This window comes from Aeromonas sp. QDB03 (genome assembly GCF_027707985.1).
Classification (GTDB): domain Bacteria; phylum Pseudomonadota; class Gammaproteobacteria; order Enterobacterales; family Aeromonadaceae; genus Aeromonas; species Aeromonas hydrophila.
In genome coordinates this window covers 475,904-498,107 of the sequence record NZ_JAPCJG010000001.1, presented here as the reverse complement: position 1 = coordinate 498,107, position 22,204 = coordinate 475,904, and the positions used below count along the sequence as shown (strand labels likewise).

Genomic DNA, 22,204 nt, shown 5'->3' with positions numbered 1-22,204 from the left:
GGGCAACCTGAGTGTTTTCAAACGAGAACATTTTGGTTGCCCTTTTTGTTATAACTGTTTACTATACACAGTTCACTAAAACGACTAATGAATTAGGTATTTATTAAATGACACGATATATTAATTTAAATATTGTTGTTGAAGATCGCTTTGGTTCTGATGGTAATATATGTTCGGCCAAAGCTACTGCTTATATCAACAATAATTTAGAAGTAATGACGATTGAAAACGGAAAAGTCATATACTCTACCCTATGGGAAGATACACAAGAGTATAACGATACTTTTGATATGCTGTCTTCTGCTGTAGAGGAACACAATAAAAACAAATTGAATAAATAAACAACTTTCAATTTTACTTGGGCTCCTAATCAGGGGCCTTTTCTTTATCCCATCCCTAAATACCTCATATAGCAACTAACAAAGAGGTATTTCTAAAAATGCTTATTTTATCAACAAATGATTTTGATATTCAGGAACTCAAAGTCGAACATGAGACCGCTACCCTCTCAAGCGAAACAGTTAGCTGGAAAGAGATTACTATGGGGCGGGGTCTTCATCGTATTGAGGTGAGCGGCAATATCAAGATGAAAGACCAAGACGACGTACAAGCTTGGCAAGGTTTCTTATTGGGCCTACAGGGTCGAGCACAACCATTCATCCTAGATACTGGCTCCAACAACGATTGGCATAATCCATTCTTCAACAATATTCGCGGTGTTACCTGTGTTCACCAAGTGGGAATTGGAGTAACAAAGATTGGAGTCACTAACGCTAACTTGATGAAGGTTGGTATGAATCTTCAACTCGGCGACCAGAAGAAGGTTTATTACATTACTGGTATTGACCGTGCTTCTAACCAGATAACTATCTTTCCACCTAATCGATATCTAACACCACAAGGCAGCCCACTTTCATTTGATGTCAAACCGGTACTTAGATTATCAGAAGACAAATACTCGATGATATATGGCTCTCGTGGTAATGACGTAACATTTAAAGCTATGGAGGTGATGTTGTGATTATATGCTCTCTTTTCGAACTGGATCTAACTTCGGTTCCTAGTGTAAATCAAAAAGTGCGTATGACAGATGGCCCGTTTGACGTTGAATATAATGGTGAAACTTTTCGGGCATTTGGTTCTCTTCTGAAAATGGATAAGGTAAGTACCAAGAACACACTTGATAATAAGACGATGAAGATTACTCTTTCTGGTCTTGATATGAACACGGTAAAGCTCGTGAATAGTTCCTTCTACAAGAAACAGCCTATTACTGTATACAAGGCTCAAATTCGTGATGAAAGTAACATTGTTGAGACCGCTAGTATTCATTTTGCTGGGATCACAGATACACCCGAAATGGTAGTTGATTACCAATCTCAAACCGTAAATTTGGGTCTTTCTTGTAAATCAATTTTCGACATGAGCCAAACCCCTAATTTGATGAGATCAAACAACGCAACTCACCAGCTATACCATCAAGGTGATAAATTCTTTGAATTCTCAAATAATCAGACTATGGAAGATGAATTGTGGGTGAGATAAAATGGATACGCTAACAGTAATTAATAAGTATAACGGTCAAACACTCGATTTAGGCTCACTAGACTGCCTCACAATGCTCTTTGAGATAAGAGGTGATGCTACCCTAGCCGAACAGTGTGAGGGTCGCTATAAAACGATGATAGGAGCTTTAAGAAGCCTACCTAAAGTAAGTGGGTTTGATACTCTCGAATCTTATATGGAAGGATGGGAAACCATTGCACCCGGTTTCGTTCAGGATGGGGATATCATCATTGCAGAAGGGCGACATTGTTATGTTTACTATCAAGCTCATATCTTTGGTGTGTTTGATGAAAACACCTTCAAATGGAAACCAGTAGATTTACCAATTGATATCAAAAACTCAGTAATATTCAGAGCCCCTTAAATGGGGCTTTTTTGTATCCATCCCTAAATAAAGGAGAATCAACTAACAAGAAGGAAAATAACAATGGCAGTCAGTGCAGCCACAGCCGCATACATCGCAATGGCAACATCGGTCGCAGCCGCAGCCGTATCAGTCGCTATGATGATGAGTGCTAAGGGCAAGAACAACGGCGACATCAGTGATAGTGGAACCTCTATCACAAGGAAAGGAAAAGACGATCCTAAGATTATTTGCTACGGGCGGAGTATTGTTCCAGCAACTAAAGTTTTCACAAACGTAAATGATAACAACCGTAAATGGTTGACCGAAATATTCTCTCTTGGTCATGGCCCCCTGAAATCAATCAATCAGATCTATATCGATGAACAACCTTTGTTTGGTGTAGCAGACCAAGACCGTTCTGAACAATGGTTCAACTCTTCTGTATTCAAAGAAGGATTTTGGAATCTTCAAGTCGGTGTTCGTCGTGGTCTCAAACGTAATGCTACTTGGGATCAGATGGTAACCCATGGTGATGGTCTTTGGACTTATGACCATAGGGGTGATGCAACCGGTACTATCAGTATGCTTATTGAGCGTCCTGACCCTAAGAACTCAGGAAGTGATAAGCATCGTATCCTAAGTGATAAATTCCAAGTTGAAGCACTTGTTGAAGGTATCAAGGTAATTGATCCTCGTGTGGATCCTCAACTGACTGGGTGGAATGATTCGGATAATCGTTATTGGATTGCAAATGGAAAAGAAAGTTATCGAAATCCTGCCCTGTGCCTACTCACATATTTGGCTGATCAGGAATTTGGATTCGGTATCAACCCTAAGTTCATTGATCTGAATAGCTTCATCAACACCGCTAACTGGTGTGAAGCTAATAAAATCACTATGGATGGCTTTGTAGACCAAGGTGATACTTTCGGGAATATCGTAAAACAGTTCGTGGCTGCCTTTAATGGCTATCTGTTCTTGGAGAACGGTCGAATCAAGATCATGCCTGATACTGTATCCCCAGTGATGTTTAACGTCACAGAAGATGATATGCACAAGGATATCACTATCTCTAATAACAAAGGGGATTACTTCAACACTGTTAAGGTGAACTTTCAGAACCGCGATACCGAATATAACAAGGATATGTTGGTATTGCCGAAAGATGCATTGACAGATCCAACAATTAAAGAAGATGGTCGGATTTTCGAGAAGACTATTGATTGTACCCTAAGCACTGACCCAGCTTATGCTAAGTTGGTTGCGAATATGGAATTGAAACGGGCTAAATTGTGTCGCCGTGGTGCTGTTCTACATCTTAATAATCTGAATTTACCTTTGAAGGTCGGTTATGTGTTCACTATCGAACACGCTCTATATGAACTTGATAAGAATACTAAATGGCGGATTACATCCATAGAGAATTCCCTTGATAAGGATACTCTAATATCCAAAATCGAAGCAGAAGAGTACAACGAGCGTGTTTATGATACTACTTCATATGATGATGGAAACCTGAGTGGTTCCCTCCCCCGCCCAGATTTTACTATATTGCCTGTAACCAATCTGAAATTTACTCAGAATGCAAGCAATACCGTAGGTTCTGGTATGTTGAGCTTTGATCCTCAATATATGGGTGATGCACGATTCGTTGTTCAATACAAATTGAGTTCATCTAGTGTCTGGACCCTGTATGGTGAGTTCCCATTCTCGAATATCTCCATGGTGAATCTCGTTACTGGTGTTGAGTATGATTATCGGGTGCAAACAAGAGCCCCAATCGGTGCATCTGCATGGACTACTATCACCAACCAGAAAGTAAATCGGGTTATTAATCTACCTGCTGTGAAGAATCTGAAAGCTGATTTCACATCTGCTGATTGTGTTATTACCTTTGACCCTATCACTGGTGCAATACCTAATACAACCGTTGTTGGTGATGGTATCGACGATATGAGTCAACTGGTTCAACACTATAAGGTTGATGTTCAGCATAATACTGGTACTTCACGTTCTTACTACACCAACACAGGTCGTTTTGTTTATACATACGATACAAACGCCAAGAACGGTCTAGAGAGACGTTTGAACATTACTGTTACCCCTGTATCCCTTTATGGTGATAACGGTGATATCGCGGCTGTGAGTGCTTATAACGCACCCATGGATCAAGCTAGTGGTGTATCTGTTATAAGTGAACTGATCACGTTTACAGTTGAATGGAATAATAGAAGTTCTCAAGTAGCAGACTATAGCCATACTAACATCTATATCAAACCAACTAGGACAGAAGACCTTAATATTTCTGCTCATTATGTTGGTCAAAGTTCTTCTGGTTCTTTCACTAAGAACGTGGACCAAACCGAAGGATGGGTGGTTGTTGAAGATGTTGATATGTTTGGTAGTGCTATTCCTGCTATTACTAGTGCTCCTATCTATTATAAAACCGCGACTATTGACGATCTAATAACTGATAGTGCTTTTGAAGGTCAGTTCAAAGATCTCCAAGACAGCGTAAATCAGATTGATACCGAATTGACCGAACTTGGTAAGGAAGTTGATACTAATAAGGTTGAAGTTGATGACGCTCTAACCAATCAGCAAAACCAAATCAATGCTGAAAAAGACCGTCTTAACGGAACAATCGCGGATTTGGCTGAAACGGAAGCGGGTTTGAATCAAGCCAAACTTGATATTCTCAAGAATGCGACCGATATCAAAACCAACAAGACCGAATTAACTTCTCAGGGCGCACGGTTGACAACTGTTGAGCAAGTTGCATCTGATAACACAGGTTCGATTGCTACTGTTTCCCAACGTGTTGAGGCTGTTAATAAAGACTTGAGCGCGAAGATTGAAACAAACCGTCAAAGCATAGTTACTACCAATGCCGCTATGGCAAGTATGGAAACTCGCTTGAAGGCGGATATCGGTAAGAACACAGCTGCTATCACTCAGACTAATAAGACTGTTGCAACCCTAGATTCAACTGTTGCTTCTATGGATACTCGCTTAACTTCGAAAATCGATAAGAACACGGCTGATATATCGACTGTACAACAATCTGTAGCTGATACAAATGGTTCAATGGCAAGCATGGAGACCAAACTTCAAGCTCAAATTGATACTAACAAGGCTGGGGTTGCTTCTAACAAAACAGCGATTGCCGCAACCGATAAAAATCTGGCTGAGTACAAAACTTCTGTTTCGACTGAATTTGGGAAAACCAATGGACGTATCGATACTGTATCTAGTTCCGTAAGTACGCTTGAAAAGACTGTTGCTACTCAAGGACAGACTATCACAGCAAACTATAATGACTTGAATGGTAAAATTCAGACCAACGCAACTGCAATTGTTGATGCGAACAAGGCGATTACCTCACTCGATACTAAATTGTCTGCTCAAATTAAAGGGGTTGATGATAAAGCTAATGGTATTAGAGCTGATGTGACTCAACAGGGTTTGGCTATTGCCGCAACTGGTAAGGCACTGACTGAGTTTAAAACCTCAACTAATGCCCAATTTGGAACTGTTAATAGTCGAATTGATACTGTTCAAACCAACTTGGCGACCACTGATAAGGCTCTTGCTGATTATAAGATTGAGGCTAACGCCAAGATCGGTAAAAACTCGGCAGATATCAAAATCAACGCAACAGCTATCACGACTACCAACACCGCACTTAGTACGTATCAGACTAAGAATGATGCCGAAGTGAATGGTTTGAAAGCATCTGTTCAGACTATCTCTCAAGCTCAAGTTGGTACTGATGGGAAAGTATCTGCGATATACGGCTTGAAAGTTGATTCTAATGGTAAAGTTGCTGGTATGACCCTTGGAGCAACTGATAAGGGATCTACTGTTGATTTCTTGGCTGACACTTTCCGAATTGCTAGTTCGACTAATGGAACTCCTGTTACAGCGTTTGAGGTACGGGGCGGAACCACATACATTCGCAACGCGATGATAGGTGATCTGACAAGTACCAATATCAGAACCGGTTCCTTGACTGGTAATGAAATTGCTTCAACTGGTGTGATTCGTGCTGGTAGTGGTATGACTTCGGCAACTCTTGATGGTGCTTCACCAGATTGGAGAATATATGCTGGCAATGATAATCCATATGCTGCTAAATTCCGTGTTGATAAATATGGTAATGTTTGGGCAGATAATGCCAGTATCAAAGGAAATATTGTTGCAACATCAGGATCATTTACTGGTGAAATATATGCTCAAACTGGTCGGTTCGACGGTGCCGTTTGGTGTGCTAATAATGCATACATCAGCGGCAACCAACAACATCATTTCCTGAGTGGTGCGAATGGTCGTTTCGTTGTTGACCAAAACGGCAACCTGACTTGCCAATATGCTGTTATAAATGGTGGCGATTTCAAAGGCGTTGTGAGCGTCGAACAGCTCCGAGGCGACGTATACCGTAAAGGTTATTACAGCCAGCGAGTTATTGAACGTAGAATCCTTGATGGAAACAGAAATGAGGAACGTGAGTTTTTTAGAGCTAACATTGGTGCACAACCATTTTCCCAACGCTTAGTACTAAGTAACGTAAACGCACCTGTGCAGATGTATGATGGTTATGGCTCTGCCGATTTCTACTGGCAAATTGAAGGTCAAACCCCAGTTTGGTACAGCAAAATTGACGGTCCGGCTGGATCAAGAATACCTGACCTGATGAACTTCATAACAAATATTCCAGCGAATGCTACTTGGATTCGGTTCTTCTGTGTCACTGGCAACAAGACCACTTGGGGTCGTACAAACGAAATCCCCGGTGTTATTGAAACCATGAAGGCGGAACAAGTTGGTATGAGTGTAACAACCAACTAATTTGAGATAACATGCTTCATGGGTGGGATAACACAACCATCTGTAATTCAAAAGCCTCCTTAATTGGGGGCTTTTTTGTTTCTAATCAATGACTTATGAAATTCAGATAAAAGAAATAGCATCACCTTGTTGATCATCCAGACAAAGGCATCCACCAGGGTATTGAGGCCATCCACCAGCGGTTTGGCCCGCTCGCGGGGTTGCTTGGCCAGGGCGATGCCGAGGAACATGCAGAACACCAGGATCTGCAGGATGTTCGCCTCGTTCAGGGCGCTGAACACGTTGGTCGGGATCATCCCGAGCAGGGTGGCCACGGCGTCCGGCAGAGCCCCTTTGTCGGCATAGTCACCGGAGAACATGGAGGCCATGGAGCCGAACTCGACCCCGACACCGGGCTTGAAGATCTGGCCCATCACCAGGGCCAGCAGTACTGCCAGCGCCGAGGTACCGAGGAAGAAGGCCAGCGTGGTGACGCCAATCTTGCCCGCCGCCGGGCTGGCGCCGAGGTTGGCCGCCCCCGACAGGATGGCCACCGCCACCAGCGGGATCACCAGCATCTTGATCAGCTGGATGAAGAGAGTACCGAGCGGCGCAAATACGGTGGCTTGTTCACCCATGAACGCCCCTACCAGTGCCCCCAGCACCATGGCGACCACGACCTGGAAGCCAACGTTCTTAATGAGTCCTTTTGTTAACACAGAATGTTCCTTTAAGTAGCAAATATTCGCACTTTCCCAGTGCAATCAACCAAACAGGGGATGAACAGCTGTCCATTCCACTGAGCGCGCGCTTTATCTCATATTTATTCGCTGTTTTAAATCGTCAAATCGTTAACGGGAGTTATTGATAAGTTTGCAACAAAGTAAAGATTCAAAAGGCTCACGGCGATTTTTCCCGCTTTATTCATGACAACTGGCAAAAGATTGTGCTACTTTGGCTAGGCAAACGTGCATACAGGGATGAAAACATGCTGAAAGTTAACGAGTATTTTGATGGAAATGTAAAATCCATCGGTTTCGAGCAAAAAGGCGACAAAGCCACCGTGGGTGTGATGGAAGCCGGTCACTACCAGTTCAATACCGCCGCCCCCGAGCGGATGACGGTGGTCAAGGGGGCGCTCACCATCCAGCTGGCCGACGAAGACGAATGGCACACCTATGAGCAGGGTCAATCCTTCGACGTGGCCGGCCACTCCTCCTTCAAGCTGGAAGTGAAAACCCCCACCGCCTATCTGTGCGAGTTTCTCGATTAAACCGCCGGCAACCCTTGCCTGAACACGCACAAAGGAGCCGCCCCCGGGCCGCTCCTTCTTTTTTGGCGCAATCCGCCCTCCTCTTTGCAGCCCATCCTCTCTTTCATTTGCGTGCCGCCATCACACCCCTCGGTTTTCCCGCTTTCCATCGACTACAAAAAATTTACAATATTTAGACGAAACCCATAATCGGAGTGGTGTCATGATCAGTGTCTTCGACCTGTTTTCCATCGGGATCGGTCCCTCTTCTTCTCATACCGTGGGGCCGATGCGCGCCTCCTACGCCTTTGTCAACGCGCTCAAGCAGCAGGGAGTGCTGCCCAGTACCGAACGGGTAGAAGTGGAGTGCTACGGCTCGCTCGGCCAGACCGGCAAGGGCCACGGCACCGGCAAGGCCATCATCCTGGGACTGGCCGGTTTCGAACCCGAGTCGGTGGACATCGAAGCCATCCCCGCCTTTTTGACCGAGGTGGAGCGCAGCCAGTCGCTGCTGCTGGCGGGTGAACAACCGAGCCAGTTTGCCCGCAGCGGCGCCATCATCTTCAACCGGCGCAAGACCCTGCCCGCCCACTCCAACGGCATGACCCTGCGCGCCTTTGCCGGGGAACAGCTGCTGTTTAGCCAGACCTACTACTCCATCGGCGGCGGTTTCATCATCGAGGAGAGCCACTTCGCCAATGCCAAGGAGGAGGCTGCCCGCTTCGATGCGGCCCACCCCATTCCCTACCCGTTCGAGAGCGGCGCCCAGTTGCTGGCCCACTGCCAGGAGAGCGGCCTCTCCATCTCCGGGGTGATGCTGGCCAACGAGAAGGTGTTTCGCACCGAAGCCGAGATCAAGGCGGGCCTGCGCAAGATCTGGCAGGCCATGCAGGGCTGCGTCGAGCGTGGTTGCCGCAGCGAAGGGGTGCTGCCCGGCGGCCTCAAGGTGAAACGGCGGGCCCCGGCGCTCTATCGCCAGCTCAGCTGCGAGACCAATTTCAACAAGGATCCGCTGATGGTGATGGAGTGGGTGGATCTGTTTGCGCTGGCCGTCAACGAGGAGAACGCCGCCGGCGGCCGGGTGGTGACCGCCCCCACCAACGGCGCCGCCGGCATCATTCCCGCCGTGCTGCACTATTACGATCGCTTCGTGCGCAAGGTGGATGACGAGCTGCTGCTGAGCTACTTCCTCGCCGCCGCCGCCATCGGCATCCTCTACAAGAAGAACGCATCGCTCTCCGGCGCCGAGGTGGGCTGCCAGGGCGAGGTGGGCGTCGCCTGCTCCATGGCGGCGGGGGCGCTGACCGAGATCCTGGGCGGCAGCCCGGCGATTGTCGAAAACGCCGCCGAAATAGGCATGGAACACAACCTGGGGCTCACCTGCGATCCAGTCGGTGGCCAGGTGCAGGTGCCCTGCATCGAGCGCAACGCCATGGGGGCGGTCAAGGCGATCAACGCCGCGCGCCTGGCCCTGCGCGGTACCGGCGAGCACAAGGTGTCGCTGGACAAGGTGATCAAGACCATGTGGGAAACCGGCAACGACATGAAGACCAAATACAAGGAAACCGCCCGCGGTGGCCTGGCGGTTAACATCACCGAGTGTTAAAAATCGGTAACTTGCTCCATTTGGTTCCTAAATACCCGGCATTGTCGGGTATTTTTATGGGCAAACGCTTAACAAAATGGATAAGCATCAAAATAAATTTTATACTCGCCCGCTCTGATTCAACAAAAATAGATCTATTTCAACTTTTTTTGGGCTTTGAGCCGTTACACTGTGGCTATCTGGTTCATTGACCTCGGCGACGACGCCCTCGTCCCATGGATCACCCCGTTTCTGCGAGTGGGCATGGCGCCCCCTTCTATCCTGAGGTAATTGTTACATGATCAGCGTTTTTGATATCTTCAAAATCGGTGTTGGCCCCTCCTCTTCCCACACTGTCGGCCCGATGAAAGCTGCCAAACAGTTCGTGGATGAACTGCGTGCAGGCGGCAAGATCCGTGACATCACCCGGATCCAGGTCGATGTCTACGGCTCACTCTCCTGGACCGGCAAAGGTCACCACACCGATACCGCTATCATCATGGGTCTGGCGGGCAACCTGCCGGAAAATGTCGACATCGACGGCATTCCCGAGTTCATCTCGCGCGTCGAGCAGACCGGTCGTCTGCCCATCGGCCTGCACTGCCATACCGTCAGCTTCCCGCGCGATGCCATGGTGTTCCATGACGAAGCCCTGCCGCTGCATGAAAACGGCATGAAGCTGACCGCCTTCATCGAAGATGCTGCCGTCTACAGCAAGACCTACTACTCCATCGGCGGTGGCTTCATCGTTGACGAAGAGAACTTCGGCAAGGCCGACAGCGGCGACATGTCCGTCAGCTACCCGTTCAAGAGCGCGGCCGAGCTTATCGCCCACTGCAGCCAGACCGGCCTCTCCATCTCCGCCCTGATGATGGAGAACGAGAAGTGCTTCAATACCCCGGAAGAGATCTACAAGAAACTTGGCAAGATCTGGACCACCATGCGTGAAGGTATCGAGCGCGGCTGCCGCACCGAAGGCGTTCTCGCCGGCCCGCTGCGCGTACCGCGCCGCGCCGCGCCGCTCTATCGTCAGCTGACCACCAACGAGAACCTCTCCAACGATCCGATGAACATCGTGGACTGGGTCAACATGTTCGCCCTGGCGGTGAGTGAAGAGAACGCGGCCGGTGGCCGTGTGGTAACCGCGCCGACCAACGGCGCCGCCGGCATCATCCCGGCCGTGCTGGCCTACTACGACAAGTTCATCCAGCCGGTTGGCCGCGACGACTACACCCGCTTCTATCTGGCCGCCGCCGCCGTCGGCATGCTCTACAAGATGAACGCCTCCATCTCCGGCGCCGAAGTGGGCTGTCAGGGGGAAGTGGGCGTCTCCTGCTCCATGGCCGCCGCCGGTCTGACCGAGTTGATGGGCGGCAGCCCGGAGCACGTCTGTGAAGCCGCCGAGATCGGCATGGAACACAACCTGGGTCTGACCTGTGATCCGGTCGCCGGCCAGGTGCAGGTGCCCTGCATCGAGCGCAACGCCATCGCCGCCATGAAGGCGGTCAACGCCTCCCGCATGGCGCTGCGTCGCACCTCCAAGCCGCGCGTCTCGCTGGACAAGGTGATCGAGACCATGTACATCACCGGCAAGGACATGGACTCCAAGTACCGTGAAACTTCCCGCGGTGGCCTGGCCATCAAGGTGATGCAAGTCGCCTGCGAATAAGTCGGCGTAGCAACAATAAAAACGGCGGGAATTCCCGCCGTTTTTATTGCCTGTCGTTTGGATATTGCGCCCCCTCTCGTTCAGAGAATTTGCCGCATCCGATCGTTATTCCTACGCTGATGGCTTGCCCCCCATGGCATATCCGGCGGCACCATTCCGATCGCTATTCCCACGCTGGCTGCTTGCCCTCGGCGACAAATCCGGCGGCACCATTATCGATTATTCCACGATACGATCGGCCAGGGTGCCCACCGCCACCACGAAATAGTGGGAGCGATTCCAGTCGCGCAGTACCCGATAATTGGGATAGGCGAGATAGGCTGCCCCGCCCTCCCCATCAGGCTGCACCAGCGAGGCCTGCAGCGACGCCCGCGGCAAGTCTGTCCCATCTGCTTTGCGCACTCCGAGGGCCTGCCATGCCAACAGCGCCCGGCTCTCCTCCAGCCCGATCAGCGCAGGATCCAGCCCTGCCGGCACCCTCACCCGACGACCCCAGGTTTCATCCCCGTGCCAGCCGTTCTGATGCAGATAATTGGCTGCCGAACCAAACACATCCGCCAGATTGCCCCACAGATCCTGCTTGCCGTCCCCGTCCTGATCGACCGCATATTTGAGGTAGGACGAGGGCATGAACTGCACCTGCCCCATGGCACCGGCCCAGGATCCCTTGAGATCGGCTGGCGCCATTTTCTGCTGCTCCAGAATGCGCAGGGCGTCGAACAACTGCCCCTTGAAGAAGGCCTCACGGCGCCCCTCCCAGGCCTGGGTCGCCAGCGACGACATCAGCGGATATTTGCCGGTCAATTTGCCGAAATTGGTTTCAATGCCCCACAGGGCGACAATAAAACGAGGTTGCACATCATATTCCGCCCTTATTTTTGTGAGCAGCGGCAAATACTGACGATATAGCCGTTTGGCTTGATTGACTTTCCATTGCGGCACGGCGCGAGGAATATAAGTGGCGAGGGTCTGTTTAAATTCCGGCTGATTTTTATCGTGCCGAATGGCGACCTCGATCAGGTAAATATCGGCGAAGGCGGCGGTGACCGTCGCCGGCGAGATCCCGGCGGCCAGGGCCTCTTGTTTGAGACCCGTCACATAACGTTCAAAATCGGGGCTGGCCTGCAGCGGGTAACTGACGATCCCGCTTATCAATAACAGAGCCAGCCGACCCTTCATTCCCGTTCGGCCTTTAATTGGGCCTTGTGTTGTTCCAGCAGGTTTTCCGGTGGCGGTGGCACCTGCAGATAGAAGCCCTGGCTCTGCAGCGCCTCCATCACCCGGCTGGTGGAGGCGATCCCCAAGGGCTTGGCTGGGTCCAGTTTGGTCATCAATACCAGTTCGGGACGGCCGAATGCACTCATCAGCACCTCGGGTACGCGGGAAAAATCCTCTCTTCTTTCAACAAAAAGATAGGTCTCGGCTTTTTTGCGACTTTTATAGACTGCACACAACATGGAAATTGATATAATCCAACCGGTTTATTGCCTCTGAGGATGGCAAACTATAACATCGGGAATTGAATAACAATAACGGATTACCGTCTCTGTCTCGGGGAAGATTCATGGTTGAGCGCGATAACGAATTGAAAGGGACCACCTTCACTATTTCTGTGTTGCATATCAGCGATGGCAAACCTGAGCGGATCCGCCAGTTGCTGGCGGCCAAAGTGGCTCAGGCGCCCCAGTTTTTTAATTGTGCCCCCCTCGTCATCAATGTGGAACGGCTCACCGATATCCCCGACTTCGAACAGCTCAAGGAGCTGGTGGAATCGGAAGACTTCGTGCTGGTCGGGATCACGGGGGCCCAGAGCGAGGCGATGAAGACGGCCGCCAAGGCGGCCGGACTGGCGGTGATGGCCTCCGGCAAGAGCCGCAAGGCCGAGCCGCAACCCCAGCCAGAGCCGGCTCCAGCCCCGGCCCCCATCGTCGAGGTGAAAGCCGTGCCGGCTCCGCTGGTAGCGAGCAAGGTGCATGTGGGCCCGGTGCGATCCGGCCAGCAGCTCTATGCCGCCGGCACCTCGCTGGTGGTACTGGGCTCGGTCAGTCCGGGCGCCGAAGTGATCGCCGATGACAGTATTCATATTTATGGCACTCTGCGCGGCAGGGCCATTGCCGGTGCCAAGGGCAACCCCCAGGCACGGATCTATTGCCAGCAATTGCAGGCCGAGCTGCTCTCCATCGCAGGCACATTCCAGCTGAGCGATGCGTTGCCGGCCGGCCTCATCCAGCAACCGGTTCATGTCCGGCTGGATAACGAACAACTCCGTATAGACCGTATCAAATAGAGTTACAAGGAAGCGAGAATGGCGCGAATCATAGTCGTTACATCGGGTAAAGGTGGCGTTGGCAAGACCACAACCAGCGCGGCCCTGAGTACCGGTTTAGCTCAGCGTGGCCACAAGACCGTGGTCATCGATTTTGACATTGGTCTGAGAAATCTGGACCTCATCATGGGCTGCGAACGGCGCGTGGTGTATGACTTCGTCAACGTCATCAATGGCGAGGCCAACCTCAACCAGGCCCTCATCAAGGACAAGCGCTGCGAAAACCTGTTCATCCTGCCCGCCTCCCAGACCCGGGACAAGGACGCCCTCACCCGTGAAGGGGTCGAGAAGATCCTGGATCAGCTGACCGAGATGAAGTTCGACTACATCGTCTGCGACTCCCCGGCGGGGATCGAAGCGGGTGCCCTGATGGCGCTCTACTTCGCCGACGAGGCCATCGTCACCACCAACCCGGAAGTCTCGTCGGTGCGAGACTCGGACCGCATCCTCGGCATCCTGGCCTCCAAATCCCGCCGCGCCGAGCGTGGCGAAGACCCTATCAAGGAACACCTGCTGCTCACCCGCTACTGCCCGACTCGCGTCAACCGTGGCGACATGCTGAGCGTGCAGGACGTGCAGGAGATCCTGGCCATCAAACTGCTCGGGGTGATCCCGGAGTCCCAGGCGGTGCTGCGTGCCTCCAACTCGGGGGAACCCGTCATCCTGGACAAGGAGTCCGATGCCGGTCAGGCCTATGAGGATGCCGTTGCCCGCCTGCTGGGCGACACCAAGGATTTTCGTTTTCTGGAAGAAGAAAAGAAGGGCTTCTTTAGCCGACTGTTCGGGAGTTAAGCATGTCATTATTGGATTATTTTCGTTCCAACAAGAAACAGAGCACCGCACAACTGGCCAAGGAGCGGTTGCAGATCATCGTGGCTCACGAGCGTTCATCCAGAGGGGGGCCGGATTACCTGCCCCAGCTCAAGCAGGATATCCTCGACGTGATCCGTAAATATGTGCAGATCGACCCTGATAAGATCACGGTCCAGCTGGACAAGAAGAGTGATGAGTTGTCCGTGCTGGAGCTCAACATCACCTTCGCCGATGACAAGAAGGGATGAGCTGACGCCCTATGCGTGACCCCTTCCCCCAATGAAGACCGGATCCTGTGTCAGGATCCGGTTTTTTATTGCCACGGCGCCGCCAGCCGTACTCGCCAAGCAAGCAGGGGCCAGCTAGAATACCGCGCGCCACCGGCCGGCCTTGCCGACGGGGTTTTTCTTTTATTTTCAGCTGGAACAGATCGCTTATGTCTTTGAACGACGAAATGCACAGCGTCGAGGAACTGCTCGACACCGCTCTGGAACTCTTCATGGAGCTGGCCTCCGACAACCTGCCGGAGCAGGAGATTGCCCGCTTCAATCAGGAGTTCAACGATCGCGGCCTGCTGGCGGAAACCGATCCGGCCGATGACTGGGAAGCGGATGTCGGGTTCGAAGTCAGTGACGCCGAGTATGCCGAAGTCTGGATCGGGCTTGGCAACGAGCAGGAAGAGTACGAGCACCTGTTCGCCCGCATGCTGCTCTCCCGCCGTGTTGACGAGAAGTTCTGCCACATCGAATGGCTGCCCCAATAATTCCGGATCCCGATGATCCCAGCCACTACGTCTGGGAGCCAGAGCCGGAGCCCGACCCCGTGCGTCCCGCCCTCGCCAGACGCCTGCTGAGCGGGCTCGGCAAACTGCTGCTGGCAGCGCTGCTCAGCACCATCGTCTCGGTGGCATTGCTGCGCTTCATCGATCCGCCCATGTGGACCTGGCGCCTCGAGCGGGCGCTGTTTCCACCGGCCAAGGTGGCCGAGGTCAAACACGACTGGGTGCCGCTCGAGCAGATCTCCCGCGAGCTGCAACTGGCGGTGATCGCCGCCGAAGATCAACGCTTTGCCGAGCACAACGGCTTCGATATGGATGCCATCAGCTCGGCGCTCAAGCACAATCAGCACAGCGAACGGGTGCGCGGTGCCAGTACCCTCAGTCAGCAGACCGCCAAGAACCTCTTCATGTGGAGCGATCGCAGCTTCCTGCGCAAGGGGATCGAGGCCTGGTTCACCCTGCTGATGGAGCTGGGCTGGGACAAGTCCCGCATTCTCGAGATGTACCTGAATATCGTGGAGTTCGGGCCCGGCATCTACGGCGCCGAGGCGGCTGCCAGGCACTACTTCGGCAAACCGGCCGCCCGTTTGACCCGCTACGAGGCCTCCCTGCTGGCCGCCGCCCTGCCCAATCCCTGGCGCTACCGGGTCAAGCCTCCTTCACCCTACGTCCAGCAGCGCTCGGCCTGGATCCGCCGTCAGATGGGCCAGCTGGGTCAGATCACCCTCAACAAGGTGCATCAGGCCGATTGACCAGCCGGCTGCCAAGGCTCAACTGCCGGCAGCCGGATCGTCTGCCGGCGGGCCCAGATGGCCGCCTATGGTGCCCCGATGCAGCGGCAGATAGTGCCACCACCAGGCCTCTCGCCGCCGTTTGATCTGCTGTCGCCTTGTCCGTCGTTTCATGGCACCTCTCCCTTGGCCATCCCCCTTCAACCATACCCCTTTGCCGACGCCCTTGCCCAGACCCGGCACACCATGGCCACTGGTCTGGCCGCCACCGCCAATAATTGCTACAGTAGCGAACCTCGATGTATCTGGAGTGATTTCATGGAACAGCGTACCCCGGATCAACTGGTCGAATGGGCCTATGATCAGTTTCTTGAGCAGGCCGCAGACATGCTGGCCCCCGAACAAATCGTCGACATCACCCTGGAGTTCGAACAGCGTGGCGCCGTCGAGGCGACCCTGCCCAACGCCGACTGGTCAGCCGAACTCGGTGTGCCGGTCGACATGGAACGCTGGGTCGAGGTGTGGGTCGGCTTGCTGGATCATCAGGAGGAATTTGAGGTGATTTTTGCCACCTTCCTGCTGCCCCGTCATCTAAATGAGCACGATGTCCATGTGCGCTGGCACCGCCAGCAACAGGCATGAAAAAGGCGCCCTCGGCGCCTTTCTCTTTTCTGCAAAGCCCCTCAGGGGCGGGCCGCAATGGCCTTGACCAGACAGCGGCGGCACCAGCAGGCGCTGGCCTCCCCCATGGGCAGGGCCGGCAACTGGCTGCACCAGCACTCGGCGATGGTCGCACCGGCTGACACGGCGCAAAAGGCCGGTTCACCGCAGCCGGGGCAGCGGTGGGTGCTGGTTGAACCGTCCAGCTGCGCCATCACCGCCAGCTGGGCATCACTGTCCATGGCGGACCAGCGACCTATCTCGGTCAGGGTACGGCCACAGCCAAGACAGAGGCCGTCTTTCGCCTGGCAATGGCCAATGCAGGGGCTCGGCACTTATTCGCCATCCGGCGCGCTATCGGCAACCACGAGCGTGATGCAGTTGTCCTCGAGCACAATCTTGCCCTGCTTGTAGAGGCCGCCGATGGCCTTCTTGAAGGTGCCCTTGCTCATGCCGAGCAGCTTGTAGATGAGCTCGGGTTCGCTCTTGTCACCCACCGCCAGGCTCCCGCCCTGCTTCTTGAGACGGGCCAGGATCAGCTCACCGGCATCGTCCATCCGCGCCATGCCCGGCTTTTGCAGGGTCAGATCCAGCTTGCCGTCGTCACGCACCTGCTTGACCCAGGCGGTCAGTGGCCGGCCTGTGGTGACCCGGCCGAACACCTCGTTCTTGAAAAGCATGCCGGCGTATTCGCCGTTGACGATCGCCTTGATGCCGAGCGGCGTGCGCTCGCCGGGCAGGGCAGTCACTTCGTCACCCGCCTTGAAGGGGGGCTTGTCGGTGCGCAGGAACCGCTCGATGCGGCTGGTGCCCACCATGCGGCCCTCATGATCAAGCATCAGCCGCACCAGATAGACGTGGCCCACCTGCATCGGCTTGTTCTGCTCACGGGTCGGCACGAACAGATCCTTCTTCATGCCCCAGTCGAGGAAGGCACCGATCTTGTTGGCATTGACCACCTTGAGGCCGACGATGTCGTCCACCATGGCAAACGGCTTGTCAGTGGTGATCACCGGTTCGCAGTCGGCATCCAGATAGAGGAAAACCTTGACCTCACTGCCTTCAGCCACCCCTTCCGGCAGTTGGCGTTTGGGCAGCAGCAGCTCGCCATATTCGTCGGCCGCAAGCCAGGCGCCGCGCTCTTCGAGCTCGACTACGGTAAGGGTGTTCATCTTGCCAATCTGTAGCATGGTGTTCTCTTCTTTCATTGTCCGGATGGCCAATTTTTCATTGTCCGTATGGGCGCGCATGTTACCCCAAGAGCGGTAACAGGGCCTAGTCCCTTGCCCTGTTCGCGGGTGATTTTCAGGGCCTTTTGGCCACTTTACGGCGATATAATCGCCAGTCAGCCGCCCTTTAGCTGCAAATAACCCCACTTTTGGGTAGACTTCGCCGCTGTCAAAATCCAGAGGAACTGTCGATGAATCCATCCACTCGTACCCGTCATCTCAATCAATGGATCCAGACCCACAGTGGGCAGGACATGACCTACCCGGCGCTGCACGGCTTTTTGTGCGCCCGCTTGGTCGGGCCGGATGCCCCTGACTGGCAGGCCCCGCTGGCCGGTCTGTTGCCCCATGACGCCGAGCTGGATGAAAAGAGCAGCGACGCGCTGCACCATCTGATCGCCGAGCTGGAAGCCCAGGCCGATGAGGCCCAGCTCGTCCTGCCGAGCCAGTGCCGCCTCTCCACCGAGAGTCCGGAGCAGGTCTTCGAGCAGAGTCACCCGCTCGGTCAGTGGTGCTACGGCTTCAGCCAGGGCTTTGCCACCTGGCCCAAGCCCAAGGATCTGAACGACCCGACCACCCAGTACCGTTTCAGCCTGGCCGCCGAGCTGAGCCTGTTTCGCGACAAACCCATGGCGCAGATGCTGCACTCGGCCGCCGGTAGCGACCTCCCCTTCATGGAGTTCTGCAAGCGCCAGCGCCAGAACATGAAGACCGCCCTCAACCAGCTGCTGCAACTGGACGAGTATCAGGCCGTGCCAAGCTCGGAGCTGACGCTGGACAGCGAGCAGGCCGAGCAGTGGCAACAGTGGTTCGAACGGGCCGACGCCAGTCGCGATCCGCACAGCCGCCTCGGCTGGTTCGACAAGGTGATCGCCGACGCCGAGCCGCTGTTCGACGCTGCCTTCTGGCAGCAGATTGCCGGCCATGGCTGGAGTGCCCACGAAGCGCGCCCGCTGCTGGCCGCCCGGGCTGGACGGGCCGACTGCCTGCTGCGCCTCGGCCAGCTGGAACAGGCGCGCAGCGAATATCTGGCGCTGCTCGAGCTGTGCGTGGCCGACGAGCTGGGTTGCCGCTATCCCCTCTCCAGCCTCTATGCCCTGCAAGGGGAGTGGCAGGCCCTGCAGGCCCTGCTGGTGCGCTTTGATGAAGCCTCCAGCTGGCTGCTCTACAACAAGGCGCTGATGACATTTGTCTGCGCGGGGGCCGAGGCCGCGCAGCCGCTGCTGAGCGCCGCCACCAAGGCCAACGCCCATGTACCGGCCTGTCTGCTGGGCCAGCGCAAGCTGCCCAAACAGGAGCCCCACAGCTGGCAGGCGGGCAGTCGCGACGAGGCGGCGCTCTACACCCTGCAAAGCCGCGAGGCCTGGCTCAAGCACAACGCCTTGATCTGGCTGCGCAAAGGCTGAGCCCGCAGCACAAAACCAGCCTCGAACAGACCCGGTTGCGGCGGATGACGTGCGCAACCGCACATTTCTCTGGTGCATGTTCAGACAAACGGCCTTGTGTTACGTATCATCAAGGCCAAAGTATCAAGAGAAACTGCACCCGATGCAGCCGTCACAGCAGGATGTCATATGTCAAAGATCATAGAGCTGCTTGCCCACTATCCCCCCTATCAGCTGGTTCACGCCGCCGAGATGGTGCGCGACACCTTTGAGCAGTTTTACCAGCAGCGCTATCAGCTGACGGTGCCCCAATGGCGCCTGATGATGGTGCTCGGCCCCAACTACCCCATCAGCCAGAAAGAGCTGGTCGAGGCGAGCGGGATGGACAAGGTGCGGATCTCCCGCGAAATTCACCGGCTGGTGGAGAAAGGGATCCTCTTTACCGAGAGCAGCGAGCACGACAAGCGGGTCAGCCTGGTCTCCTTCACCCAGGCGGGGCTCACCCTGTTCCAGCAGCTCAAGACCGAAGCGGGCAGCTGGCAGCACACCCTCACCGACTACCTGCCGGCCGAGGCACGCCAATCCATCCGTCTGCACCTGCAAAGCGTCAGCGACGCCATCGAACAACTTCACCTGCTGGATAGCGAGCGACCCTCATGAATCTGAACAACTTTGCCACCATGGACGTCAACATGCTGCTGAGCCTAGTCAACATGCAGCTGCGTGATCGCTTCGATGATCTCGATGATCTCTGCAAGGCGCAGGATCTCGACAAGGCGGCGCTGGTCGCCAGGCTGGCCAGCGGCGATTTCCACTACCAGGAAGATCAGAAACAGTTCAGATAGGGATCCGGATCACAACCCGGCCCATGCCGCTGGCTCCGGCGGCAAAAGCTGCTATGGTGATGGCTACCCCGGTCAACTGACCTGCGGCAAGAGGTATGGATACATCTTGCTGTCACAGACCGTGGTTAGCCTTCTACTCACCAGCCGCAGCCAAGGATGACCCATGATGTTCCTGACCCGCCCGACCAGCCTGATCACCCTCTGTGCACTGCTGATGATCAGCCTCTTGTCACCGCGCCTGCCCGACAGCGCCGAGCAGTGGCTCACCACCTTGCTGCTGGGCTCCCTGGTAGCGGTCTGCCTGATGGTCGGCAGCGGCTGTCGCCGCTTTCTGCGGGATTGACCTGTCCGGCCCCATTCGCCACAAGACCCCAAAACAGACAACGCAGCCCGAGGGCTGCGTTGTCGCTTTCTGACGTCTGGCAAAGTGCCGTCTTGATCAGAGTGCCAGGGTCTCCAGCTGGCCTTTGGCCTGCTCGATGCCCTTGGCCTGGGCATCCGGGCCCATGCCCATGCCTTCGGCGTAGATGAAGTCCACCTCCTTGATGCCGATGAAGCCCAGCACGGTACGCATGTAGGGGGTCACCAGATCGGTGGCGCTGCCGACGTGCATGCCGCCGCGGGGGCTGATCACCAGGGCGCGGGTGTTTACCACCAGGCCGACCGGACCGGTTTCGGTGTAACGGAAGGTGACGCCGGCGCGGGCCACCAGATCGATCCAGTTTTTCAGCTGGGTCGGGATGTTGAAGTTGTACATGGGGGCGGCAATCACCACCAGATCGCTTGCCTTCAATTCGGCGATCAGCTCGTCGGACTGTGCCAGCACGGCCAGTTGACGCTCATTGAGGTTCTCACCACCGCGCAGGCCCATGGCCAGCTCGCCATCCAGCACCGGCAGGTTCAGGGACGCCAGATCACGCACGGTGACGGTGTCGGACTGATGGTCGGCCAGAAAGCCGTCGATCAGGGCGTTGGATTGGGAATATTGGCCCAGGATGCTGGACTTGAGTACGAGGATATTGGCCATGGTGAAACTCCATTTGGTTGTCGGTTGAACAGCGGTGCTGTCGATGGAGGTCACTCTAAACATTGGGCTTCTATACAGATAGCGAAAATAGATGCTCAACTTATTCAAAATATTTGATGTTAGCTCACTCTCTCGCCAGCCACCGTTTCGCCGCCCCGCCAAGGCTTGGCAGAACAAACGATTGCCGTTATGATCCGCCGCACTTTTTTCAGCGTTCCGGATCCCATGACACCCTCGCGCAGGCACTCTCCCTTTGCCGGTGCAGTCTGGATGATGGTAGCGGGCCTCTGCTTCGCCGCCGTCAACAGCCTGAGCCAATATGTCAGCTTCAAGCTCGGCCTTCCTTCGACCCAGGTCGCCTTCCATCAATATCTGATTGCCCTGGTCTGCCTGCTGCCCTGGCTGGTTCGTCACGGTCTGCGCCAGTCGCTGATGACCAACCAGCTGCGGCTGCACTTGCTACGGGTCGCCCTGGCGGTGGTCGGTATCCAGTTCTGGCTGTGGGCGCTGGCGGTGCCCGTACCCATCTGGCAGGGCATCGCGCTGCTGATGACGTCGCCGCTGTTTGCCACCCTGGGGTCGGCGCTCTTTCTCAAAGAGCAGGTGAGCCGGGTCCGCATTCTGGCGACCCTGGCCGGCTTTGTCGGCGCCATGCTGATCCTGGCCCCCTGGACCGACGATTTCAGCTGGGCCTCGCTGCTGCCGGTGGCGGCGGCGCTGTTCTGGGCCGGCTACTCCTTGCTGGTGCGCTATCAGGCGGCGAGCGAGTCGTCCCACACCATCGTCGTCTACCTGCTCATCTTCAGCACCCCGTTCAACGCCATGCTGGCGCTGCCGGAGTGGCAGTGGCCGAGCGAAACCCAGTGGCTGCTGGTGGCTGCCTCCGGCGTGCTGTCGGCACTGGCCCAGATGTCCATCGCCCGCGCCTACAGCGTGGCCGAAGCCTCGTTTGTGCAACCCTTTGATTTTGCCAAGCTGCCGATGAACGTGCTGGCCGGCTGGCTGGTGTTTGGCTGGGCGCCGCCCGGTCGATTGTGGCTCGGGGCCGCCATCATCATCGGCGCCATCACCCTGCTCACCCATCTGGAGCAGCGCGCCCACAAATCCGTTTCCTGAGGTACGCCATGCGTGCCTCTTTTTTTGCCCGCTATTCGCGCAATAGCGG

General features: G+C 54.5%; 25 protein-coding genes and 1 pseudogene. 19 read left to right on the top strand and 7 right to left on the bottom strand.

Features of this window, described 5'->3' with window-relative positions; translation table 11 throughout:
* Positions 1 to 107 precede the first annotated feature (107 nt).
* From PG900_RS02250 to PG900_RS02230, 5 genes are all read left to right on the top strand, one after another.
* Complete coding sequence (locus tag PG900_RS02250; RefSeq protein ID WP_135319833.1) at positions 108 to 341, top strand: hypothetical protein; 234 nt, start codon at positions 108 to 110, stop codon at positions 339 to 341.
* 98 nt (positions 342 to 439) lie between these two features.
* Positions 440 to 1,021: a hypothetical protein gene (locus PG900_RS02245; RefSeq protein WP_270830808.1), complete on the top strand. Its 582-nt coding sequence runs from the start codon at positions 440 to 442 to the stop codon at positions 1,019 to 1,021.
* On the top strand, positions 1,018 to 1,545 hold the full coding sequence (locus PG900_RS02240; RefSeq protein WP_270830807.1) for a hypothetical protein: 528 nt from the start codon (positions 1,018 to 1,020) through the stop codon (positions 1,543 to 1,545). Before PG900_RS02245 ends, PG900_RS02240 begins: the two co-directional genes overlap by 4 nt.
* A gap of 1 nt (position 1,546) precedes the next feature.
* Positions 1,547 to 1,930 carry a DUF6950 family protein gene (locus PG900_RS02235; RefSeq protein WP_270830806.1) on the top strand — a complete coding sequence of 128 codons (384 nt, stop codon included), beginning with the start codon at positions 1,547 to 1,549 and terminating at the stop codon, positions 1,928 to 1,930.
* A 63-nt stretch (positions 1,931 to 1,993) separates the two neighbouring features.
* Positions 1,994 to 6,760 carry a phage tail tip fiber protein gene (locus PG900_RS02230; protein ID WP_270830805.1) on the top strand — a complete coding sequence of 1,589 codons (4,767 nt, stop codon included), beginning with the start codon at positions 1,994 to 1,996 and terminating at the stop codon, positions 6,758 to 6,760.
* A 116-nt stretch (positions 6,761 to 6,876) separates the two neighbouring features.
* Here PG900_RS02230 and PG900_RS02225 read toward each other — a convergent pair.
* Positions 6,877 to 7,458: pseudogene (locus tag PG900_RS02225) on the bottom strand (dicarboxylate/amino acid:cation symporter); the annotation flags it as partial.
* A 269-nt stretch (positions 7,459 to 7,727) separates the two neighbouring features.
* Here PG900_RS02225 and ppnP point away from each other — a divergent pair.
* The 3 genes from ppnP (at position 7,728) to PG900_RS02210 (ending at position 11,245) form a co-directional block, all read left to right on the top strand.
* Positions 7,728 to 8,012 carry a pyrimidine/purine nucleoside phosphorylase gene (ppnP, locus tag PG900_RS02220; RefSeq protein ID WP_010633884.1) on the top strand — a complete coding sequence of 95 codons (285 nt, stop codon included), beginning with the start codon at positions 7,728 to 7,730 and terminating at the stop codon, positions 8,010 to 8,012.
* Between the two features lie 202 nt (positions 8,013 to 8,214).
* Complete coding sequence (locus tag PG900_RS02215) at positions 8,215 to 9,597, top strand: L-serine ammonia-lyase (protein ID WP_011705997.1); 1,383 nt, start codon at positions 8,215 to 8,217, stop codon at positions 9,595 to 9,597.
* A 277-nt stretch (positions 9,598 to 9,874) separates the two neighbouring features.
* Positions 9,875 to 11,245 (top strand): L-serine ammonia-lyase, encoded by a 1,371-nt coding sequence (locus PG900_RS02210; RefSeq protein ID WP_011705996.1) that lies wholly within the window; start codon positions 9,875 to 9,877, stop codon positions 11,243 to 11,245.
* Between the two features lie 219 nt (positions 11,246 to 11,464).
* Here PG900_RS02210 and PG900_RS02205 read toward each other — a convergent pair whose 3' ends face one another.
* Complete coding sequence (locus PG900_RS02205; protein ID WP_270830804.1) at positions 11,465 to 12,424, bottom strand: lytic murein transglycosylase; 960 nt, start codon at positions 12,422 to 12,424, stop codon at positions 11,465 to 11,467.
* Positions 12,421 to 12,702 carry a YcgL domain-containing protein gene (locus PG900_RS02200; protein ID WP_011705994.1) on the bottom strand — a complete coding sequence of 94 codons (282 nt, stop codon included), beginning with the start codon at positions 12,700 to 12,702 and terminating at the stop codon, positions 12,421 to 12,423. Before PG900_RS02200 ends, PG900_RS02205 begins: the two co-directional genes overlap by 4 nt.
* Positions 12,703 to 12,809: 107 nt before the next feature.
* Here PG900_RS02200 and minC point away from each other — a divergent pair, with 107 nt between their 5' ends.
* From minC to mtgA, 5 genes are all read left to right on the top strand, one after another.
* Positions 12,810 to 13,532: a septum site-determining protein MinC gene (gene minC / locus PG900_RS02195; RefSeq protein WP_024945321.1), complete on the top strand. Its 723-nt coding sequence runs from the start codon at positions 12,810 to 12,812 to the stop codon at positions 13,530 to 13,532.
* A gap of 18 nt (positions 13,533 to 13,550) precedes the next feature.
* Positions 13,551 to 14,363, top strand: coding sequence for a septum site-determining protein MinD (minD, locus tag PG900_RS02190; RefSeq protein ID WP_011705992.1), 813 nt, complete (start codon positions 13,551 to 13,553; stop codon positions 14,361 to 14,363).
* Between the two features lie 2 nt (positions 14,364 to 14,365).
* On the top strand, positions 14,366 to 14,632 hold the full coding sequence (minE, locus tag PG900_RS02185) for a cell division topological specificity factor MinE (protein ID WP_011705991.1): 267 nt from the start codon (positions 14,366 to 14,368) through the stop codon (positions 14,630 to 14,632).
* Between the two features lie 188 nt (positions 14,633 to 14,820).
* Positions 14,821 to 15,147, top strand: coding sequence for an HI1450 family dsDNA-mimic protein (locus PG900_RS02180; protein WP_043162467.1), 327 nt, complete (start codon positions 14,821 to 14,823; stop codon positions 15,145 to 15,147).
* Between the two features lie 59 nt (positions 15,148 to 15,206).
* The gene (gene mtgA / locus PG900_RS02175; RefSeq protein ID WP_011705989.1) at positions 15,207 to 15,914 is read left to right on the top strand and encodes a monofunctional biosynthetic peptidoglycan transglycosylase; all 708 of its coding nucleotides are present in this window, start codon (positions 15,207 to 15,209) and stop codon (positions 15,912 to 15,914) included.
* Positions 15,915 to 15,932: 18 nt separating this feature from the next.
* On the opposite strand, the gene PG900_RS02170 is transcribed toward mtgA, so the two are convergent.
* Positions 15,933 to 16,067, bottom strand: coding sequence for a hypothetical protein (locus tag PG900_RS02170; protein ID WP_256681954.1), 135 nt, complete (start codon positions 16,065 to 16,067; stop codon positions 15,933 to 15,935).
* A gap of 144 nt (positions 16,068 to 16,211) precedes the next feature.
* Between PG900_RS02170 and PG900_RS02165 the strand changes: the two genes are divergently transcribed.
* Positions 16,212 to 16,535 (top strand): HI1450 family dsDNA-mimic protein, encoded by a 324-nt coding sequence (locus PG900_RS02165; protein WP_016350838.1) that lies wholly within the window; start codon positions 16,212 to 16,214, stop codon positions 16,533 to 16,535.
* A gap of 41 nt (positions 16,536 to 16,576) precedes the next feature.
* Here the strand turns inward: PG900_RS02165 and PG900_RS02160 are convergent, their stop codons facing one another.
* Both PG900_RS02160 and PG900_RS02155 read right to left on the bottom strand, forming a co-directional pair.
* Positions 16,577 to 16,888, bottom strand: a complete 312-nt coding sequence (locus PG900_RS02160; RefSeq protein ID WP_016350839.1) for a DUF1289 domain-containing protein — start codon at positions 16,886 to 16,888, stop codon at positions 16,577 to 16,579.
* Positions 16,889 to 17,761 carry a CvfB family protein gene (locus PG900_RS02155; protein ID WP_045526749.1) on the bottom strand — a complete coding sequence of 291 codons (873 nt, stop codon included), beginning with the start codon at positions 17,759 to 17,761 and terminating at the stop codon, positions 16,889 to 16,891.
* Positions 17,762 to 17,973: 212 nt separating this feature from the next.
* Between PG900_RS02155 and PG900_RS02150 the strand changes: the two genes are divergently transcribed.
* From PG900_RS02150 to PG900_RS02135, 4 genes are all read left to right on the top strand, one after another.
* The gene (locus PG900_RS02150; protein WP_270800085.1) at positions 17,974 to 19,188 is read left to right on the top strand and encodes a UPF0149 family protein; all 1,215 of its coding nucleotides are present in this window, start codon (positions 17,974 to 17,976) and stop codon (positions 19,186 to 19,188) included.
* A 168-nt stretch (positions 19,189 to 19,356) separates the two neighbouring features.
* A complete protein-coding gene (locus PG900_RS02145) occupies positions 19,357 to 19,827 on the top strand; it encodes a MarR family winged helix-turn-helix transcriptional regulator (protein ID WP_016350842.1) in 471 nt (156 codons plus the stop codon).
* Positions 19,824 to 20,012, top strand: a complete 189-nt coding sequence (locus PG900_RS02140; protein WP_016350843.1) for a DUF4250 domain-containing protein — start codon at positions 19,824 to 19,826, stop codon at positions 20,010 to 20,012. Before PG900_RS02145 ends, PG900_RS02140 begins: the two co-directional genes overlap by 4 nt.
* Before the next feature lie 163 nt (positions 20,013 to 20,175).
* Complete coding sequence (locus PG900_RS02135; protein WP_039214394.1) at positions 20,176 to 20,355, top strand: hypothetical protein; 180 nt, start codon at positions 20,176 to 20,178, stop codon at positions 20,353 to 20,355.
* A gap of 96 nt (positions 20,356 to 20,451) precedes the next feature.
* On the opposite strand, the gene PG900_RS02130 is transcribed toward PG900_RS02135, so the two are convergent.
* Positions 20,452 to 21,039 (bottom strand): FMN-dependent NADH-azoreductase, encoded by a 588-nt coding sequence (locus tag PG900_RS02130; RefSeq protein ID WP_270800088.1) that lies wholly within the window; start codon positions 21,037 to 21,039, stop codon positions 20,452 to 20,454.
* Positions 21,040 to 21,264: 225 nt separating this feature from the next.
* Here PG900_RS02130 and PG900_RS02125 point away from each other — a divergent pair, with 225 nt between their 5' ends.
* Positions 21,265 to 22,155, top strand: coding sequence for a DMT family transporter (locus PG900_RS02125; RefSeq protein WP_052213274.1), 891 nt, complete (start codon positions 21,265 to 21,267; stop codon positions 22,153 to 22,155).
* Positions 22,156 to 22,204: the final 49 nt, after the last annotated feature.

Bases quoted from the DNA above. Each gene is read 5' to 3' on its own strand.
- PG900_RS02200 (WP_011705994.1), bottom strand. From the start codon at position 12,702: ATGTTGTGTGCAGTCTATAAAAGTCGCAAAAAAGCCGAGACCTATCTT.
- PG900_RS02230 (WP_270830805.1), top strand. From the start codon at position 1,994: ATGGCAGTCAGTGCAGCCACAGCCGCATACATCGCAATGGCAACATCG.
- PG900_RS02180 (WP_043162467.1), top strand. From the start codon at position 14,821: ATGTCTTTGAACGACGAAATGCACAGCGTCGAGGAACTGCTCGACACC.
- PG900_RS02155 (WP_045526749.1), bottom strand. From the start codon at position 17,761: ATGAAAGAAGAGAACACCATGCTACAGATTGGCAAGATGAACACCCTT.
- PG900_RS02135 (WP_039214394.1), top strand. From the start codon at position 20,176: ATGATGTTCCTGACCCGCCCGACCAGCCTGATCACCCTCTGTGCACTG.
- PG900_RS02210 (WP_011705996.1), top strand. From the start codon at position 9,875: ATGATCAGCGTTTTTGATATCTTCAAAATCGGTGTTGGCCCCTCCTCT.
- PG900_RS02140 (WP_016350843.1), top strand. From the start codon at position 19,824: ATGAATCTGAACAACTTTGCCACCATGGACGTCAACATGCTGCTGAGC.
- PG900_RS02150 (WP_270800085.1), top strand. From the start codon at position 17,974: ATGAATCCATCCACTCGTACCCGTCATCTCAATCAATGGATCCAGACC.
- PG900_RS02205 (WP_270830804.1), bottom strand. From the start codon at position 12,424: ATGAAGGGTCGGCTGGCTCTGTTATTGATAAGCGGGATCGTCAGTTAC.
- PG900_RS02215 (WP_011705997.1), top strand. From the start codon at position 8,215: ATGATCAGTGTCTTCGACCTGTTTTCCATCGGGATCGGTCCCTCTTCT.
- PG900_RS02170 (WP_256681954.1), bottom strand. From the start codon at position 16,067: ATGAAACGACGGACAAGGCGACAGCAGATCAAACGGCGGCGAGAGGCC.
- PG900_RS02165 (WP_016350838.1), top strand. From the start codon at position 16,212: ATGGAACAGCGTACCCCGGATCAACTGGTCGAATGGGCCTATGATCAG.
- PG900_RS02130 (WP_270800088.1), bottom strand. From the start codon at position 21,039: ATGGCCAATATCCTCGTACTCAAGTCCAGCATCCTGGGCCAATATTCC.
- PG900_RS02250 (WP_135319833.1), top strand. From the start codon at position 108: ATGACACGATATATTAATTTAAATATTGTTGTTGAAGATCGCTTTGGT.
- PG900_RS02235 (WP_270830806.1), top strand. From the start codon at position 1,547: ATGGATACGCTAACAGTAATTAATAAGTATAACGGTCAAACACTCGAT.
- PG900_RS02125 (WP_052213274.1), top strand. From the start codon at position 21,265: ATGACACCCTCGCGCAGGCACTCTCCCTTTGCCGGTGCAGTCTGGATG.
- minE (WP_011705991.1), top strand. From the start codon at position 14,366: ATGTCATTATTGGATTATTTTCGTTCCAACAAGAAACAGAGCACCGCA.
- minD (WP_011705992.1), top strand. From the start codon at position 13,551: ATGGCGCGAATCATAGTCGTTACATCGGGTAAAGGTGGCGTTGGCAAG.
- ppnP (WP_010633884.1), top strand. From the start codon at position 7,728: ATGCTGAAAGTTAACGAGTATTTTGATGGAAATGTAAAATCCATCGGT.
- PG900_RS02145 (WP_016350842.1), top strand. From the start codon at position 19,357: ATGTCAAAGATCATAGAGCTGCTTGCCCACTATCCCCCCTATCAGCTG.
- minC (WP_024945321.1), top strand. From the start codon at position 12,810: ATGGTTGAGCGCGATAACGAATTGAAAGGGACCACCTTCACTATTTCT.
- PG900_RS02245 (WP_270830808.1), top strand. From the start codon at position 440: ATGCTTATTTTATCAACAAATGATTTTGATATTCAGGAACTCAAAGTC.